The sequence below is a fragment of the Kumtagia ephedrae genome (assembly GCF_003012745.1).
In the GTDB taxonomy this organism is placed as follows: Bacteria; Pseudomonadota; Alphaproteobacteria; order Rhizobiales; family Rhizobiaceae; genus Kumtagia; species Kumtagia ephedrae.
On record NZ_PXYK01000004.1, the window covers coordinates 71086 to 87450 of the forward strand.

The following is a 16365-nucleotide window of genomic DNA, read 5'->3' on the forward strand; positions in this document are numbered from 1 at the left end:
CTATATCGCGGGAGACGGGCAGGAGCGGGTCACCGGGTTTGGCGTCTCTCACCAGTTTCACCGACGAAGCGCGCATCGCGCTCGACACCATCACCGGCCGCGCCGCGACCATGTTCTCGCCGTCGCTGCGGCTCGGCGTCACCGGCCTGTCGCGCGCCGGCAAGACGGTGTTCATCACCGCGCTTGTTCACAATCTCATCCATGGCGGCCGCCTGCCGCTGTTCGAGGCCTATAAATCGGGCCGGATCGCCCGCTCCCGGCTGGAGGAGCAGCCGGACGACGCGGTGCCGCGCTTCCAGTATGAGGACCATGTCGCCGCCCTCGTCGAGGCGCGCACCTGGCCGGATTCGACCCGCGCCATCTCCGAACTGCGGCTGACCATCGAGTACGAATCGGCCTCCGCCTGGAGCCGCATGTTCTCCGCCGGAAAGCTGTCGGTCGACATCGTCGACTATCCCGGCGAATGGCTGCTCGACCTGCCGCTGCTGGCAAAATCCTTTCGCGATTTCTCGCGGGAGGCGGTCGAGCTTTCGGCCCTGCCGGTGCGCGCCGAACTGGCGGCGGAGTGGCGCAAGCTCGCGGCGGGTACCGATCCGGACGCAACCGCCGACGAGATGACGGCGCGCCGCCTCGCCGAGGCCTTCGCAAACTATCTCAAGGCCTGCAAGCACGACGAACGGGCGCTGTCGACACTGCCGCCGGGACGCTTCCTGATGCCGGGCGACCTCGACGGCTCGCCGGCGCTCACCTTCTCGCCGCTGCCGCTGAAGGAAGGCGCGGCGGCCAGGCCGGGCTCGCTGCACGCGATGATGGAGCGGCGCTACGAGGCCTACAAGACGCATGTGATAAAGCCGTTCTTCCGCGAGCATGTCGCCCGGCTCGACCGGCAGATCGTGCTAGTCGACGCGCTGCAGGCGCTCAATGCCGGGCCGTGGGCGCTGGCCGACCTGGAGCGGGCGCTGGGCGAGATCCTTGCCTGCTTCCGCATCGGTCGCGGCGGCTTCTTCTCCGACCTGTTCGCCCACCGCATCGACCGCATCCTGATCGCCGCCACCAAGGCGGACCACCTGCACCATGAAAGCCACGACAGGCTGCAGGCGATCGTCCGGCGCATCGCCGACGGCGCGGTGAAGCGCGCCGACTTCACCGGCGCCACGGTCGACGTGCTGGCGATGGCCGCCGTGCGCGCCACCCGCGAGGGCACGGTGCGGCAGGGTCGCGAGGAACTGCCTGTCATCATCGGCACGCCGCTCGCCGGGGAGCGCATCGGCGACGAGACTTTCGACGGCAAGACCGAGACCGCCGTGTTTCCGGGCGACCTGCCGGGCAAGGCGGAAGCCGTCTTCGAGACGGCCGGCGACGTCGCCGTCGAGAACGCCATCCGCTTCGTGCGTTTCCGGCCGCCGAAACTGGAGCGCACCGCCGAGGGCATCACCCTGTCGCTGCCGCATATCCGGCTGGACCGCGCCCTGCAGTTCCTGTTGGGAGACCGCCTCGCATGACCCGCAAGCCGACGGCCTTCCGCGTCGAGCCGCCTCAGATCGAGACGGCTCTCGAGCCTACCAGCCGTGGAACGGCCGTACCGCGCCCGCCGCGCGCGCTCAAGACCGAGCAGGCGGTGGTGGTGCCGGACGAGATCGACGTGTTCGCCGAGCCGGAAATTCCTGCCGGCGATCCGCCGCCCGCCACCGCGCCGCGGAAGCGCTCATGGCTCGGCACCGCCTTCGCGACTGCCTTCGGCATTCTCGTGTCACTGGCCATCGGCCTGTGGACCGACCGGCTGATCCGCGACCTGTTCGCCCGCGCCGACTGGCTGGGCTGGGTCGCAGCGGTTGCGGCGGCTGTGGCGCTGCTCGCGCTGCTCGTGATCCTGGCGCGCGAACTGCTTGCATTGTCTCGGCTTTCCTCGATCGAGAAACTGCGCCGATCTGCCGCCGAGGCGACGCAGCGGAACGATGCCGCCGCGGCGCGAAAGGTCGTCGCCGAGCTGACGACGCTGGTCGCGGCGAACCCGCAGACGGCGGCCGGCCGGCGCGCGCTCGCCGACCTGGAGACCGACATCATCGACGGCGCCGACCTCATCCGCCTTGCCGAGGCCGAGATTCTTGGCCCGCTCGACCAGCGGGCGCGCACCATGGTGCTCGACGCCGCCAAGCGCGTGTCGATCGTTACCGCCGTCAGCCCGCGCGCGCTGGTCGACCTCGCCTATGTTGTGTTCGAGGCCGGCCGGCTGATCCGCCGGCTGGCCGAGCTCTACGGCGGACGGCCGGGCACGCTCGGCTTCTTCCGGCTGGCGCGGAGCGTGATCGCGCATCTCGCCGTCACCGGCGCGATCGCCGCCGGCGACGACCTCGTCCACCAGCTCGTCGGCCAGGGGTTGGCGGCCCGGCTCTCGGCAAAGCTTGGCGAAGGGGTCGTCAACGGCACGATGACGGCGCGCATCGGCATCGCCGCCATCGAGACCGTGCGGCCCCTTCCCTTCAACGCACTGAAGCGGCCGAGGCTGACCGACTTCCTGACCGAACTGGCGTCATTCACCCGCCGCAAGGCCGGCGCGAAGGACGCGCCGGCCGGCTGATACCCGTGCGACTGTTTCGCCGTCCTCTCCGATCCGGCACGCCGCATCGGAGAGGCATCACGCTACTGCCTCGTATGCAACCGCCTCGCTATGCTCTCGCCCGCCGCCGCGATACCGCCAGCGCCGCAAGCACCAGCAGCGCCATGATCGTCGCAAAGGCCGCGAGCGGCCAGGCTGTGTCGCCCCCGAGCAGGACGACCGACAGCGTGCCGGCGATGCCGACGATCAGGCTCTGGACGCAGAAGTAGAGCGCCACCGCCGAACCGGCGACGTCATCAAAGCCCTGCAGCGCGCCGTTGGCCGTCACCGAGACGGCGAAGACGATGCCGACCGCCATCACCCACATCGGCAGGATGAAGGTCATGAAGGACGGCGCGCCGAAGAGCTGGCCGGCGACCAGCAGGAACGCCCCGGCGAGCAGCAGCAGCATGCCGCGGGCCAAACTGCCGGCAATGCCCCATCGCGCCACGAAGCCTTTTGCGAAGCGCGTGGTGGCGATCATGACGACCGCCGCCGTGGCGAAGGCCAGGCTGAACGCGAACTCCGAATAGCCGGCGCGGCCGATGAGGACGCGCGGCGCAGTCGAGAAGAACACGAAGAACGTGCCCATGGCGGCGCTGAAGCCGAGCGAATAGGTCCAGAAGGGCATGCTGCGGAAGATCGGCAGTGCCGACCGGCGGGCGGCGGCCGTCGCCGGCCGGGTCTCGTGCCAGCGCAGGAGCGCGTTGAGCGTGGCGAGGACCGCCAGCGCGCCGAGCGTGGCAAAAATCGCTCGCCATCCGAACACGTCCGCGATAACGGCTCCGGCGATCGGGCCGAGCGCCGGCACGAAGGCCAGCATGGCGCTGAACAGGCCGTAGATGGTCACGCCCTCCGGGCGCTCGGCATAGACGTCGCGGACCGTCGCGAAGGTGGCGACCAGCGCCGCCGAGGCGCCGACCGCCTGAAGAAACCGCAGGGCGACGAACGGAACCGCCGTCGAGGTCGCGGCCAGGGCGAAGGATGCGGCGGCGAACAGCAGCGCGCCGCCGATCAGCACCGGCCGGCGGCCGATCCGATCGGAGACCGGGCCGAAGACGAGTTGACCGAGCCCGAGCACGACCATGTAGAGGCTCAGCGTCAACTGCACCACGGCCGGGCTGGTGCCGAGCATGCCCGGCATGGCCGGAACGACGGGAAGATAAATGTCCATCGCCAGCGAGGCGAGGATATCGAAGGGCGCCATCAGCAGCAGCGCTGCCGGCAGCGAACTGGCCCATACGGGCGGTTTCACAGGCATGGGAAAACATCCGCTCAAATGAAAGACATCTGGCGGCGATCTGCCTGTCGGCCGGGATCGTGACCCCATCGAACAGAACGCCGCAACAACGTGGGAGGGTTGTTGCGGCTTACCTGTCTGACGATTTCACCGACCCGGCTCCTAACTGGACGTTGCGGAATTGAGAAGCGCGGCCCTACCAGAAAGAGACTGTTCGGACAAGCGGGCTGCTTGCGCGACAGTCGCATGCAAATGCCGGCGCCCCCGCAATCATTCCCCCGCGTCCCTGTCCAGCCCGGCGGCCGGCCTGCCCGAAATGATCTCGCGCTTTCCCACATGGTTGGGAGAGCCGACCAGTCCTTCCTTCTCCATGCGCTCCACCAGCGAGGCGGCCTTGTTGTAGCCGACGCCAAGCCGCCGCTGGATGTAGGAGGTCGAGCACTTCTTGTCGCGCAGCACCACCTTCACCGCCTGCTCGTAGAGGGCGTCGGCGTCGTCCGCCGCGACGGCGCCCTTGTCGAAGACTGCGATGTCGTCGCTTTCCGCCTCTTCCTCCTCCTCGTCGGCAGTCACCGTCTCGAGATAGTCGGGGCGGCCCTGCGTCCTCAGATGCGCCACGACCTGCTCGACCTCCGCATCCGAGACGAACGGGCCGTGGACGCGCACGACCCGGCCGCCGCCGGCCATGTGCAGCATGTCGCCCTGGCCGAGCAGCTGCTCGGCCCCCTGCTCGCCGAGAATCGTGCGGCTGTCGATCTTCGAGGTGACCTGGAAGGAGATGCGGGTCGGGAAGTTGGCCTTGATGGTGCCGGTGATGACGTCGACCGACGGGCGCTGCGTCGCCATGATGAGATGGATGCCGGCGGCGCGCGCCATCTGTGCCAGGCGCTGGATGGCGCCCTCGATCTCCTTGCCGGCGACCATCATCAGGTCGGCCATCTCATCGACGATGACGACGATGTAGGGCATCGGCGCGAGGTCGATCGCCTGCTCCTCGAACTGCGGCTCGCCGGTGCCCTTCTCGAAGCCGGTCTGCACCGTCATGGTGACGGTCTCGCCCTTGTCGCGGGCGCTCGCGGCGCGCTGGTTGTAGCCGTCGATGTTGCGCACGCCGAGCCGCGCCATCTTGCGGTAGCGGTCCTCCATCTCGCGCACCGCCCATTTGAGCGCCGTCACCGCCTTCTTCGGGTCGGTGACGACGGGGGTCAGCAGATGCGGGATGCCGTCATAGGCCGAAAGCTCCAGCATCTTCGGGTCGACCATGATGAGGCGGCACTCGTCGGGCTTGAGGCGGTAGAGCAGCGACAGGATCATGGTGTTGATGGCGACCGACTTGCCCGAGCCGGTGGTGCCGGCAACCAGCAGATGCGGCATCTTGGCGAGCTCGGCGATGACCGGCTCGCCGCCGATCGTCTTGCCGAGGCAGAGCGCCAGCTTGCAGCCGGTTCGTCGAAAGCCGTCGGCTTCGATCAGCTCGCGGAAATAGACGGTCTCGCGCGTCTCGTTGGGCAGCTCGATGCCGATGACGTTGCGGCCGGGCACGACGGCGACGCGGGCCGAGACGGCCGACATGGAGCGGGCGATGTCGTCGGCCAGCCCGATGACGCGCGAGGATTTCACGCCCGGCGCCGGCTCGAACTCGTAGAGCGTGACGACCGGGCCGGGGCGAACATGGATGATTTCGCCGCGCACGCCAAAATCCTCGAGCACGCTTTCCAGGAGGTCGGCGTTCTGCTCGAGCCGCTCCTGCGACATGTAAAAACCCTGACCTTCGGGCGGCTGCTGCAAAAGCTCCTCGGACGGGAACGCGTAGGCGTCGGTCGCGCCGGACCGGGTGCTCGCGCCGACCGCCGGCAGGGACGGACGGGGGGCTAGGGGCATGGCGATGTCCGGCTTTCTCGCCGGCTGCCCGCAGGCCGCGGCGTTGCCGGCCGGAGCGGGCGCGGCCCTTGGCGTACCGGAAGCGGCGGCGGGCACGCGCAGGTCCCGCGAAGCGTCTTGGGCCGGCGGTACGGCAGCGACATGGGACGCTGCCGTGGCAGCCGCCCTGCCCTGGGCGCAGTCGATGACGCGGAACAGCGCGGTGATCTCGGGCGCGGCCGCGGCGCGGGCCTCCTTCCCCTTCGCCGGCAGCGTCACCGGCGCCGGCATGGCTACAACCGTCGCCGCCGGCGCGGCCCGGGCCGGCGCGACCGACAGATAGGGATCCACGAACTCGAAGAAGGCGTGGTCGGAAAGAAAGGACCAGCCGGTCCGTCCGGCGCCGGCAGGCACAGCCGGCGAAACGCCTGCCCCCGGGTCTTGATGGCCGTTCGGCTTGGGCAGGCCGGCTGCCGTGGCGGCCTCGCCCGGCGGCTGTGGGGCGGACGGCACGACGGTCGGCACAGGCTTCCGGGACGCGGCCTCCGTCGTTTTCGAGGGTGACGGAGAGCCTGCCGGACGATTCCTGGCGAATCCAGATGGCGCCGAGGGGTGGACAGCGGGCTTTGCGACTGCCGGAACCGCCGCCGCGACCTTGTCCGGCGCGGCACCGCCCTGCCCGTCCGCCTGCCCGGCGTCGTCCTCCGGGCGCTGCCTGCGGATATCGCGATCCGGCGTGCGGGTGAAGCGGACGTTCGGCGCCAGGAAAAAATACTCCTGCCACGGCGAATCGACGAGCCCGGCGCCCTGCCCGCCCGCAAGCGTTTCCTTGCCGCGATCGCCCTCGTCGCCGTGCAAGACCTGGTTCGGGAAATTGGCGCGGTGGGAATGCATGGAGACCAACTCGGACTCTTGGTGGGATGTCCACCGAGGAATAGGAAGCGACTGGTTAACAGTTCCTTCCGAAGCGGCGGCGACGTGATCGATCGTCGAGGAACATTCCCTCCCCTTCCCGGTTAGGGCGCGCCGTGTTTCAGACGCTCGTCCGGCGGCACGTCGTTGGAGGGAATCATGCCCCGTCTCATCTGGTACGGACTGCCGTGCGCGCTGGGCGCCGCGGCGCTCACGCTCGCCCATGCCGGCGACCCGCTGCCGCCGGATACGACCTACCGGCCTCTGCCGGCGCTTCCCTTCTCGGCGGTCAGGGCCAATGACGAGGCGGCCAGACCGGGCGTGATGCAGCGCCAGCGTGCCCTGCTCGAGCAGCGCTACGACCTCGCCGACCGGCCGGCGGCCGTGATGATGTCGGGCGGCCGCAAGGCGGTGCAGGAGGGTGTGCGCGTCAAATTGCCGGAAGGCGAGACCTGGGACGGCCTGGCGGCGATGAGCCCTCAGGAAATCCGCGATCGCGACCTGCTGCCCGACGGTTTCAAGCCGCTGCCGCACACCAAGCAGGCGGCGGGCGGCCAGGTTTTTCCGGAAGAGCAGATCACCGAGATCGGCCGCGACGAGGCGCGCGACCTCCGGCGCTTCGACGTCGATTTCGATCTGCCCGCCCATCTGACGCCGGAATTCCCGCCGCCGATCTTCCTCACCACCCATCCGGAGCTCGGCGACGTCTCGCGCGGCGACCTGCTGACCATCCGAAATTTTTACGAATACATGAACGGCATCGTCACGCCGGTGCAGATGGAGGGGCTGCGGCTGCTGCTCACGCCCTTCCCGCAGGAGGAGTTCAACCAGACCGAGGACCGCAAGGTCGCTCAACCGAGCCTCGGCGTCGCCTGCCTGGACTGTCACTCCAACTTCCACACCAACGCGGCCTTCCACCTGACGCCGGACATCCGCCCGCAGGCCGAGCGCTTCCGCCTCGACACGACGAGCCTGCGCGGGCTGTTCAACCAGCAGATCCACGGCTCGAAGCGCTCGCTGCGCTCTGTCGAGGATTTCACCGAATTCGAGCAGCGCACCGCCTATTTCAACGGCGACCATGTCAGCGCCACCCGCAAGGGCGTGCACCTGCCAGACCGCCCCAACCAGGTGGCGATGATGGCGCAGATGCAGAACATCATCGACTTCCCGCCGGCGCCGAAGCTCGACGTGTTCGGCCGGCTCGACCCGGCGCAGGCGAGCGAGCAGGAGCTGATGGGCGAACAGGTGTTCATGGGCAAGGGCCGCTGCGCGGAATGCCACGTCCCGGCGCTGTCCTTCATGGACAACGCCATGCACGACCTGAAGCTCGAGCGCTTCTACAAGATCGGCGAGACGACGAACGATTTCGTCGCCATGCCCGACGGCCCGATCAAGACGTTCACGCTGCGCGGCATCAAGGATTCGCCGCCCTACATGCATGACGGTCGGCTGATGACGCTCGCCGACACGGTCGAGTTCTTCAACCTAGTGCTCGGCACCAGGCTCACAGGCGAGGAGAAGGAAGCGCTGGTCGCCTATCTGCTCACGCTTTGAGCGCCGCGACCGCGCCCGCGCAGCTTCTGCGCGCAACGACGGAGGAAGAGATGCGCGCCCTGACGATCATGCTCGGACTGGTTCTGCTGCCCGGCCATGCCCTTGCGCAATTCGGCAATCCCGCCGGCTGGGCGCCGGACTCGCGGACGGACGCGCCGGGAAAACCGGCGCCGAACCAGACTAACTACCAGGACCGGCTGTTCGCCCAACTCGTCACCGCAGGCGGCCTGGCCGAGGTGGAACTGGGCAGGCTCGCCGCCGGAAAGAGCACGAATGATGAGGTGAAGGCCTTCGCCGACCGCATGGTCGGCGACCACACCGACGCGAACGCAAAGCTCAAGGCGATCGCCGACAAGAGCAGGATGCCGTTGCCCGACAGGCTCGATCCCGACCATGAGAAGATGCGCGCCGATCTCGAAAAACTCGATGGCGCCCGATTCGATCTCGAATACATGAAGGCGCAGGTGATCGATCACCAGAAGACCGTGCAGCTTCTCGTCTGGGAGATCGGTCTCGGCCAGGACGCCGAAGTCCAGCAATTCGCCAAGGAAACGCTTCCCAAGGTGCTGGAGCATCTCGAGATGGCCCGGCAAATCCAGGCGCAACTGGCCGACGATGCAAGGGTCCGGCCTGCCGGCACGAAATAATCGAACATCGTCGACACGGCCGCCGTCCGGGCTGTCAAGCAGCACCCGGCAGCAACACCGGAAAGCGCCGAACGGGACCAACCGCCCCGCCTCCCGTGTGGACACCGGCTGCTGTCTTGGCGGCCGGCAGGGCAGAGTTCCGAAGCAAAGCATTAACCATTCTTGGTCATGGTCGGTCATCAGCTCCGATGCGTGGAAGTCGCCGATGATGTCCGTGTCCCGTTCCGCCGCCCTTGCCTTGCTTGCCGCGGCCGCCGCAGGCGCGCCTGCGCTCGATGCCCAGGCCGCCGACCGGGACAAGAAGTTCTTCCAGTCGGTCGAGGGCAACTGGGCCGGACCCGGCGAGATCGTCGCCGGCAAATACAAGGGCACCAAGTTCAACTGCACCTTTGCCGGCTCGACGCCGGCGAAGGCCGCCGGCATGACGCTCGACGGCAGCTGCCGGGTCGGCGTGTTCTCGCAGAAGATGACCGCCACGGTCGAGCAGAAGGGCGGCCGCTACCAGGGCGCCTTCATGGACGGCGCCGCGGGCAAGGGTCTCGACATCGTTTCCGGCAGCGTCGTCGAGGACGGCCGCAAGGTCATGTTCGCGATCAACCGCAAGCAGCTCAAGGGTGTCATGCAGGCCCGCATCGCCGATGCCAACACCATGAACGTCACCGTCTCGGTACGCGTCGACAAGCAGCTGGTGCCGGTGATCGGTATGAGCCTGAAACGTCTCGACGCCACGGCTGTGGGCTCGATCGACTAGCAGCGCCTCCGGGGCTGGCAGAGGCCGCCCCAAGTCCCTATCGTAGCCGCAAGAAGGTCTGCCGTCGCAGGCCTCGGATGGTTCGAAGGACGAGGCGGCTGATGGCGGTTGAAGGAGCAGGCGACGACCTCGTCCAGGTGGTGGCGCTGCTCGCGGCAGGCGTGGTCGCGGTCCCCATCTTCAGGCGGATCGGCCTCGGCTCGATCCTCGGCTATCTCGCCGCCGGACTGGCGATCGGCCCCTTCGGCCTCGGCATCTTCTACGAGGCGGAAGCCATCCTGCACGTCGCCGAGCTCGGCGTGGTGATGTTCCTGTTCATCATCGGGCTGGAGATGAAGCCGTCGCGGCTGTGGGGCCTGCGCCGCGAGATTTTTGGTCTCGGCTTCATGCAGGTGCTGATCTGCTCGCTGCTGCTCACGACCATCGGCATCGCCACCGGCTTCCCCGTCGCAGCCTCCTTCGTCGCCGGCGCGGGCTTCGTGCTCACCTCGACGGCGATCGTCATGCAGTCGCTGGAGGAAAGCGGCGACATGGCCACGCCGAAGGGCCAAAGGATCATCTCGATCCTGCTGCTGGAGGATTTGGCGATCGTGCCGCTGCTGGCGCTGGTCGCCTTCCTGGCGCCGAATGCCGAGGCGACCGGCTGGTCGGAACGCCTCGCCCATATCGGCATCGGCGTCGGCGCGATCGTCGGCCTGGTGGTCGCCGGCCGCTACCTGCTCAACCCGTTCTTCCGCCTGCTCGCAGAATCACGGGCGCGCGAGGTGATGACGGCGGCGGCGCTGCTGGTGGTGCTCGGATCGGCGCTGGCGCTGCAACTCGGCGGCCTGTCGATGGCCATGGGCGCCTTCCTGGCCGGCGTCATGCTGTCGGAATCGACCTTCCGCCACCAGCTCGAAGCCGACATCGAGCCGTTCCGAGGCATCCTGCTCGGCCTGTTCTTCATCGCCGTCGGCATGTCGCTGGACCTCGGCATCGTCTGGGACAACTGGCGCACCGTCGCCTTCTATGTCGCCGCCTACATGATCGTGAAGGCGGTCGGCATCTATGTCGTCGCCCGGCTGTTCGGCTCCGGCCACCATGAGGGGCTGGAGCGCGCGGTGATCATGGCGCAGGGCGGCGAGTTCGCCTTCGTACTCTATTCCGCCGCTCTGTCCGAGGGCATCCTCAGCACCGACGAGAACGCCGTGCTGACAGCGATCATCATCGTCTCCATGGTGCTGACGCCTCTCGCGGTGATCGCGCTGCGCGCCGTCACGCCGCGCGAGACGCAGTCGCTGGACGATGTCGACATCGCCGACGGGCTGAGCGGCAGCGTGCTGATCATCGGCTTCGGCCGCTTCGGCCAGATCGTCAGCCAGCCGCTGCTGCTGAGGGGCATCGACGTCTCGATCATCGACAATGACGTTGAGATGATCCAGGCCGCGGCCAATTTCGGCTTCAAGGTCTATTACGGCGACGGCACGCGGCTCGACATCCTGCACGCCGCCGGGGCCGCGCATGCACGCGCCGTGCTGGTCTGCGTCGATGACGGCGATACGGCGGTGCGCATCACCGAGCTGCTCAAGGCCGAGTTCCCGCTGGTGCCGGTCCTGACGCGCGCCTTCGACCGCGGCACGACGCTCGCCCTGATCAAGGCGGGCGTCGACTACCAGATCCGCGAGACGTTCGAATCGGCGCTTGCCCTCGGCGGCCAGGCGCTGCAGACACTCGGCGTCGAGGCGGAGTCCGTGACCGAGGTGCTGGCCGACGTCCGCCAGCGCGACGACGAGCGGCTGGAGCTGCAGATCGCCGGCGGCCTCCAGGCCGGGCGTGCGCTGATGAAGGGCAACGCACCGGTTCCGGGTCCGCTGTCGCAACCCCGGCGCGCCGGCCAGGCGATGAATCCGGAGACCGCCGACATCCTTGCCCGGCCGGCGACGGAAAGCTGAGGAGGATTGCCGATGATCGCCACGATAGACCAGGTGGTCGGCTTCTGGCGGGAGGCCGGACCGAAACGCTGGTTCGAGAAGGACGAGGCCTTCGATGCTGCGTTCCGCGACACGCTGATGCAGACGCATATGGCGGCGGCGCGGCGCGAGCTCGACCGGTGGTCGGAGACGCCGGACGGGTCGCTTGCCCTGATGATCCTGCTCGACCAGCTGCCACGCAACTGCTTTCGCGGCACCGGGCACATGTATGCCACCGACCCGCTCGCCCGCCGCTTCGCGCGCAAAGCGATCGAGGCCGGCCACGACCGCGCCCTGGAGGGGCCGATCCGCGTCTTCTTCTATCTGCCCTTCTCGCATTCGGAGAACCTGGCCGACCAGGAGGAGGCGGTGCGTTTCAACCTCTCGCTGCCCGAGGAATTTGCCGAGGACTATGCCAAGCATGCGCGCGGCCACCGCGACATCGTCGCAAGATTCGGACGCTTCCCGCACCGCAACGCTATCCTCGGCCGCGACACCACGCCGGAGGAACAGGCCTTTCTCGACGGCGGCGGCTTCGCCGGCTGACCGACGCTACTGCCTCCACCAGTCGCGGCCGCCCGGCATGCGCTCGATGCCGGAGGTGTCGATCGCCTCGATCCGTTGCGACAGCGCCACGCCGTCCCATGCGACGTCCGGCGCTATCTCTGCCAGCGGCACCAGCACGAAAGCGCGATCGGCCATGCGCGGATGCGGCACCTCGAGGCCGGGCTCATGGACGCGGCGCGTCCCGAACAGCAGGATATCGATGTCGATCAGCCGCGGACCCCAGCGCTCCCGGCGCTCCCGCTTCAGCCGCCGCTCGGCCTCCAGACAGAGGTCGAGGAAAGCGCGCGGCGGCAGCGACGTCAGGATTTCCGCCGCCGAGTTCAGGAAGTCCGGCTGGTCGAGCTTGCCCCAGGGCGGCGTGCGGTAGAGAGACGACACCGCGGCCACGGTGCACTCGGCATCGGCGTCGATCAGGCGCAGCGCCGCGCCCATCGCCCGCGCCGGGTCGCCGAGATTGCCGCCGAGGCTGAGGAAGACGTGCTCCCTATTGCGGCCAGACAACCGTCACCTCGACATAATCGAGCACGCCGCGCACGGGCGCGTTGGGCTTGCGGATGGTGATCTCGGCCCGCGTGATCTGCGGGAACTCGGCAACCAGCGCCCTGCCCACTTCCAGCGCCAGGGATTCGATCAGAAAGCGCCGCTCGCCCATGACGATGCGCTCGATCAACGAGAAGGCCTCGCCATAGTCGACGGTGCCTCCGATCGAATCGGTCAGCAGCGCGTCGCCGGGATCGACCGACAGCAGGGCATCGACGTAAAAACGCTGTCCCAGCGTCTCCTCGGCGTCGAACACACCGTGCCGGGCGAAGAAGGCGCAGTTCTTGATCTTGATCGTGTACATTTTTCCCGTCGCGCCGTTCCGCGGTCTTATTCCTCGCCGCCGCGGGCAAGCATAGCATCGGCGAAGGCCAGGGCATCGATGTTGATTGCGACATCGTGGACGCGGAACAGCGCCGCGCCCTTCAGCCTCAGGATGACGCTGGTGGCAGCCGTGCCGGCTGCGCGATGGTCGGGATCGCGGCCAGTCACATGGCCGACGAAGCGCTTTCGCGAGGTGCCGACCAGGAACGGCCGGCCAAGTCGCGCCAGATCCTCAAAGCGTGCCATCAAGGCCAGATTCTCCTCGGCGTCCTTGGCGAAGCCGAAGCCGGGATCCAGCACGATCTGGTCGTCGGCGACGCCTGCCTCCCGCGCCAGGCGCAGCGATTCGGACAGGAATGCCACCTGATCGTCGATGACGTCGGGCAGCTTCCGGCGGTCGCGCCCGGTATGCATGACGACCAGGCCCGCACCGGTCCCGGCTGCGACCCGTGCGAGGCCGACGTCGCGCTGCAAGCCCCAGACGTCGTTGACGATATGGGCGCCGGCGGCGACAGCGAGCCGCGCCGTCTCGGCCCTGTAGGTATCGACCGAGATCAGGACGCCGCCCTTGCTCGCAAGAGCGGCGATCACCGGCAGGACGCGCGCCTGCTCCTCGTCGGCGGGCACCGGATCGGCGCCCGGCCTGGTCGATTCGCCGCCGACGTCGATGATGGCGGCACCCTCGGTCGCCATGCGCTCCGCCTGCGCCAGTGCGCGGTCGAAATCGACGAAACGGCCGCCGTCGGAAAAGCTGTCGGGCGTGACGTTGAGGACGCCCATGACGACGGCGCGCTCGCCAAGCCCCAGGCTTCGCCCATGCGCGAGTTGCCAGACCGCCGCTTTCATCGAATTGCCGTGAGCCGCCGATTTTTCATTGCGCCGGGCACGCCCGTAAAGCATGGTGCCGCCAGAGGCAACATGCTGAAACGAACCTTGACTGCGCTGGCCATGATTGCCCTCACCGCCCCGGCTGCCGGCGCGGCCAGCATTTCCAAGAGCTACAGCTACTTCTCGATCGGCGGCAGCACGCTCGACGAGATCGAATCGCAACTGGCCGAGCGCGGGCCGCATGTGCAGAGCTCCGGCCGCCGCCACCCCGGCGTGACTCAGATGGAGTTCAAGAGCCGCATCGGCTATGGCGAGCAGAACGGCCGCTGCCGCATCGTCCAGGCCGACGTGACGGTCAAGGCCAAGGTGATCCTGCCGAAATGGCGGCGCTCGAAACAGGCCGACCGCGAGGTCCGGCTGATCTGGGACACGCTGGCCGCCGACATCAAGCGGCACGAGGAGAGCCACGTCGTCATCGCCAAGAACCACGCCCGCGAGCTGGAGCGGGCGCTGCTGGCGATCGACCGGCAGCCGACCTGCCAGCAGACCGCCGAGAAGATCAAGGAAGTGACCGCCAAGGTGCTTGCAAGGCACAATGCCGCGCAGGACGAGTTCGACCGGGTCGAAGGCATCAATTTCGAGAGCCGGCTGCTGCGCCTCATGCTCTACCGGCTGGAGCAAATGCAGGCGGCCGAGAGGGCGAAGAACTACCGCCCCTCCTTCATCGTCGAGTTCTGGCAGAAGATTTTCGGATCGACCTGAAGACGAACGACCTCACGCCACGCCGAGCTTCTTCTGCAGGCTGGTGGAGGAGGTCGTGTATTGGAACACGATGCGTTCGCCCGGGCTGACGATGCGCTTGGCCGCCTGCGCCATCAGCGCCGCCTCGTGAAAACCCGACAGGATCAGCTTCAGCTTGCCGGGATACCAGTTGATGTCGCCGATGGCGAAGATGCCGGGCTCGGAGGTCTCGAATTTCTCGGTGTCGACCGGGATCAGGTTCTCGTGGAGATTGAGGCCCCAGTCTGCGACCGGCCCGAGCTTCATCGTCAGGCCGAAGAAGGGCAAGAGCCGCGTGCACGGCACCTCGACCTCGCCGTCCGGCCCCTTGACGGTCGCAGCCGTCAATTTTCCGTCGCCGCCGTGAAGGCCCGTCACCTGGCCGACCAGGAATTCGAGCTGCTTCATCTCCTGCAGCGCATACATCTTGTTGACGCTGTCGGGCGCGGCGCGGAACTCCGGCCGGCGATGCACCAACGTCACGCTTTCGGCAACCGGCTGCAGGTTGAGCGTCCAGTCGAGGGCGGAATCGCCGCCGCCGACGATCAGCACCTTTTCGCCGCGGAACGCCTCCATGCGGCGCACCGAATAGAAGACGCTGCCGCCTTCATAGGCCTCGATGCCGGGAATGGGCGGCCGCTTCGGCTGGAACGAGCCGCCGCCGGCGGCGATCACCACGACGCGGGCCTCGAACACTTCGTTCTCATCCGTGGTCACCCGGAAACCGCCGTCCTCCAGCCGCTCCAAGGCGGTGACCATGCGGTTGAAGGTGAAGCCGGGCGTGAACGGGGCGATCTGCTCCATCAGCCGGTCGACCAAGCCCTGCGCCGAGATCATCGGATAGCCGGGAATGTCGTAGATCGGCTTTTCCGGGTAGAGCTCGGCACACTGGCCGCCAGGCCGGTCGAGGATGTCGACCAGGTGGCAACGCATGTCGAACAGGCCCAGCTGGAACACGGCGAAGAGCCCGACCGGCCCCGCCCCGACGATCAGGACATCCGTGCGGGTCGGCTCTGCCATGGCTTTTCCCTCCGAGCGGGCGGCTTTATCCCTGCCGTTCGGGCACGCTCACCACGAGCCCGTCGAGTTCGTCGCGCACCTTGATCTGGCACGACAGGCGCGAATTCGGCCTTACCTCGTAGGCGAAGTCCAGCATGTCCTCTTCCATCGCCTCCGGCTCGCCGACCACGCCGGTCCACGCCTCGTCGACATAGACATGGCAGGTGGCGCAGGCGCAGGCCCCGCCGCATTCGGCCTCGATGCCCGGCACGGCATTGCGGATGGCATTCTCCATCACCGTCGAGCCGTTCTCGGCATCGACTTCGAAACGCGTGCCGTCGAAGGCTACAAAAGTCAGCTTGGTCATGATTGGGTATCGGTCCGGAATGCCTGGTCAGCCCGGACATAAGCACTGTGGCGGCCGAGTCAACAAGAGGGCCTTTCGGCGTGGCCCAGACCGTCCGGCAGGCTTGTCCTAGCGCCCGATCGCCGCCACGAAGTCGCGCGCCTCGTCGATCAGCCTGGCGAGCCGTTTCCTGGCGGTGCGGTTCTCCGGCTCCGCCTCGATCTCGGCGGCGCAGTCGGCTATGGCGAAGGCGCCGACCCCGCGCGCCGAGCCGACGAGCCCATGCGCCAGCTGTCGGCATTCCCGAGGCTCCGCCTCGCCGATCCGGTCGCGCACCTGCCGGGTCTGCTGCACGAACAGGCCGAGGATCTCCTGCTCGAGGGCGCGGTCGCCCATGGTCTGGCGGGCGAGATGGGCGAGATCGATGGGTCGGCCGCGCATGGTCCTCGCCGCCTCTCCGCCTGGCCGAGAG

General features: G+C 68.0%; 16 protein-coding genes. 8 read left to right on the plus strand and 8 right to left on the minus strand.

Annotation, left to right across the window (positions count from 1 at the left end):
- Window positions 1–38: 38 nt before the first annotated feature.
- Together C7I84_RS05035 and C7I84_RS05040 are read left to right on the plus strand one after the other, a co-directional pair.
- A complete protein-coding gene (locus tag C7I84_RS05035; protein WP_106771067.1) occupies window positions 39–1502 on the plus strand; it encodes a YcjX family GTP-binding protein in 1464 nt (487 codons plus the stop codon).
- Window positions 1499–2578, plus strand: coding sequence for a YcjF family protein (locus tag C7I84_RS05040; protein WP_106771068.1), 1080 nt, complete (start codon window positions 1499–1501; stop codon window positions 2576–2578). The genes C7I84_RS05035 and C7I84_RS05040 overlap by 4 nt, the downstream gene beginning before the upstream one ends.
- An 88-nt stretch (window positions 2579–2666) precedes the next feature.
- Here the strand turns inward: C7I84_RS05040 and cml are convergent, their stop codons facing one another.
- Both cml and C7I84_RS05050 read right to left on the minus strand, forming a co-directional pair.
- A complete protein-coding gene (cml, locus tag C7I84_RS05045; protein WP_106771069.1) occupies window positions 2667–3857 on the minus strand; it encodes a CmlA/FloR family chloramphenicol efflux MFS transporter in 1191 nt (396 codons plus the stop codon).
- A 249-nt stretch (window positions 3858–4106) separates the two neighbouring features.
- Window positions 4107–6590, minus strand: a complete 2484-nt coding sequence (locus tag C7I84_RS05050) for a DNA translocase FtsK (protein ID WP_106771070.1) — start codon at window positions 6588–6590, stop codon at window positions 4107–4109.
- A gap of 177 nt (window positions 6591–6767) precedes the next feature.
- Between C7I84_RS05050 and C7I84_RS05055 the strand changes: the two genes are divergently transcribed.
- The 5 genes from C7I84_RS05055 to C7I84_RS05075 all read left to right on the plus strand — a co-directional run bounded on the left by C7I84_RS05055 (window position 6768) and on the right by C7I84_RS05075 (window position 12055).
- Entirely contained in the window at window positions 6768–8162 is a 1395-nt protein-coding gene (locus C7I84_RS05055; RefSeq protein WP_106771071.1) for a cytochrome B6, read from the plus strand.
- A 50-nt stretch (window positions 8163–8212) separates the two neighbouring features.
- Window positions 8213–8809, plus strand: coding sequence for a DUF4142 domain-containing protein (locus C7I84_RS05060; protein WP_106771275.1), 597 nt, complete (start codon window positions 8213–8215; stop codon window positions 8807–8809).
- A 205-nt stretch (window positions 8810–9014) separates the two neighbouring features.
- Window positions 9015–9560 carry a hypothetical protein gene (locus tag C7I84_RS05065; protein WP_106771072.1) on the plus strand — a complete coding sequence of 182 codons (546 nt, stop codon included), beginning with the start codon at window positions 9015–9017 and terminating at the stop codon, window positions 9558–9560.
- A 101-nt stretch (window positions 9561–9661) separates the two neighbouring features.
- Complete coding sequence (locus tag C7I84_RS05070; protein ID WP_106771073.1) at window positions 9662–11491, plus strand: monovalent cation:proton antiporter-2 (CPA2) family protein; 1830 nt, start codon at window positions 9662–9664, stop codon at window positions 11489–11491.
- 12 nt (window positions 11492–11503) lie between these two features.
- Entirely contained in the window at window positions 11504–12055 is a 552-nt protein-coding gene (locus C7I84_RS05075) for a DUF924 family protein (RefSeq protein ID WP_106771074.1), read from the plus strand.
- Between the two features lie 6 nt (window positions 12056–12061).
- Here C7I84_RS05075 and folK read toward each other — a convergent pair whose 3' ends face one another.
- The 3 genes from folK to folP are packed head-to-tail and all read right to left on the minus strand — an operon-like array spanning window position 12062 to window position 13786.
- The gene (gene folK / locus C7I84_RS05080; RefSeq protein ID WP_106771075.1) at window positions 12062–12577 is read right to left on the minus strand and encodes a 2-amino-4-hydroxy-6-hydroxymethyldihydropteridine diphosphokinase; all 516 of its coding nucleotides are present in this window, start codon (window positions 12575–12577) and stop codon (window positions 12062–12064) included.
- Complete coding sequence (gene folB / locus C7I84_RS05085; protein WP_106771076.1) at window positions 12561–12920, minus strand: dihydroneopterin aldolase; 360 nt, start codon at window positions 12918–12920, stop codon at window positions 12561–12563. The genes folK and folB overlap by 17 nt, the downstream gene beginning before the upstream one ends.
- 26 nt (window positions 12921–12946) lie before the next feature.
- A complete protein-coding gene (gene folP, locus C7I84_RS05090) occupies window positions 12947–13786 on the minus strand; it encodes a dihydropteroate synthase (protein ID WP_106771077.1) in 840 nt (279 codons plus the stop codon).
- 72 nt (window positions 13787–13858) lie between these two features.
- Between folP and C7I84_RS05095 the strand changes: the two genes are divergently transcribed.
- On the plus strand, window positions 13859–14530 hold the full coding sequence (locus C7I84_RS05095; protein WP_106771078.1) for a DUF922 domain-containing Zn-dependent protease: 672 nt from the start codon (window positions 13859–13861) through the stop codon (window positions 14528–14530).
- 12 nt (window positions 14531–14542) lie between these two features.
- On the opposite strand, the gene C7I84_RS05100 is transcribed toward C7I84_RS05095, so the two are convergent.
- The 3 genes from C7I84_RS05100 to C7I84_RS05110 form a co-directional block, all read right to left on the minus strand.
- Window positions 14543–15568: an NAD(P)/FAD-dependent oxidoreductase gene (locus C7I84_RS05100; protein ID WP_106771079.1), complete on the minus strand. Its 1026-nt coding sequence runs from the start codon at window positions 15566–15568 to the stop codon at window positions 14543–14545.
- Window positions 15569–15593: 25 nt separating this feature from the next.
- Window positions 15594–15914, minus strand: coding sequence for a 2Fe-2S iron-sulfur cluster-binding protein (locus C7I84_RS05105; protein WP_106771080.1), 321 nt, complete (start codon window positions 15912–15914; stop codon window positions 15594–15596).
- A gap of 108 nt (window positions 15915–16022) precedes the next feature.
- A complete protein-coding gene (locus C7I84_RS05110; RefSeq protein ID WP_245428317.1) occupies window positions 16023–16334 on the minus strand; it encodes an Hpt domain-containing protein in 312 nt (103 codons plus the stop codon).
- Window positions 16335–16365: the final 31 nt, after the last annotated feature.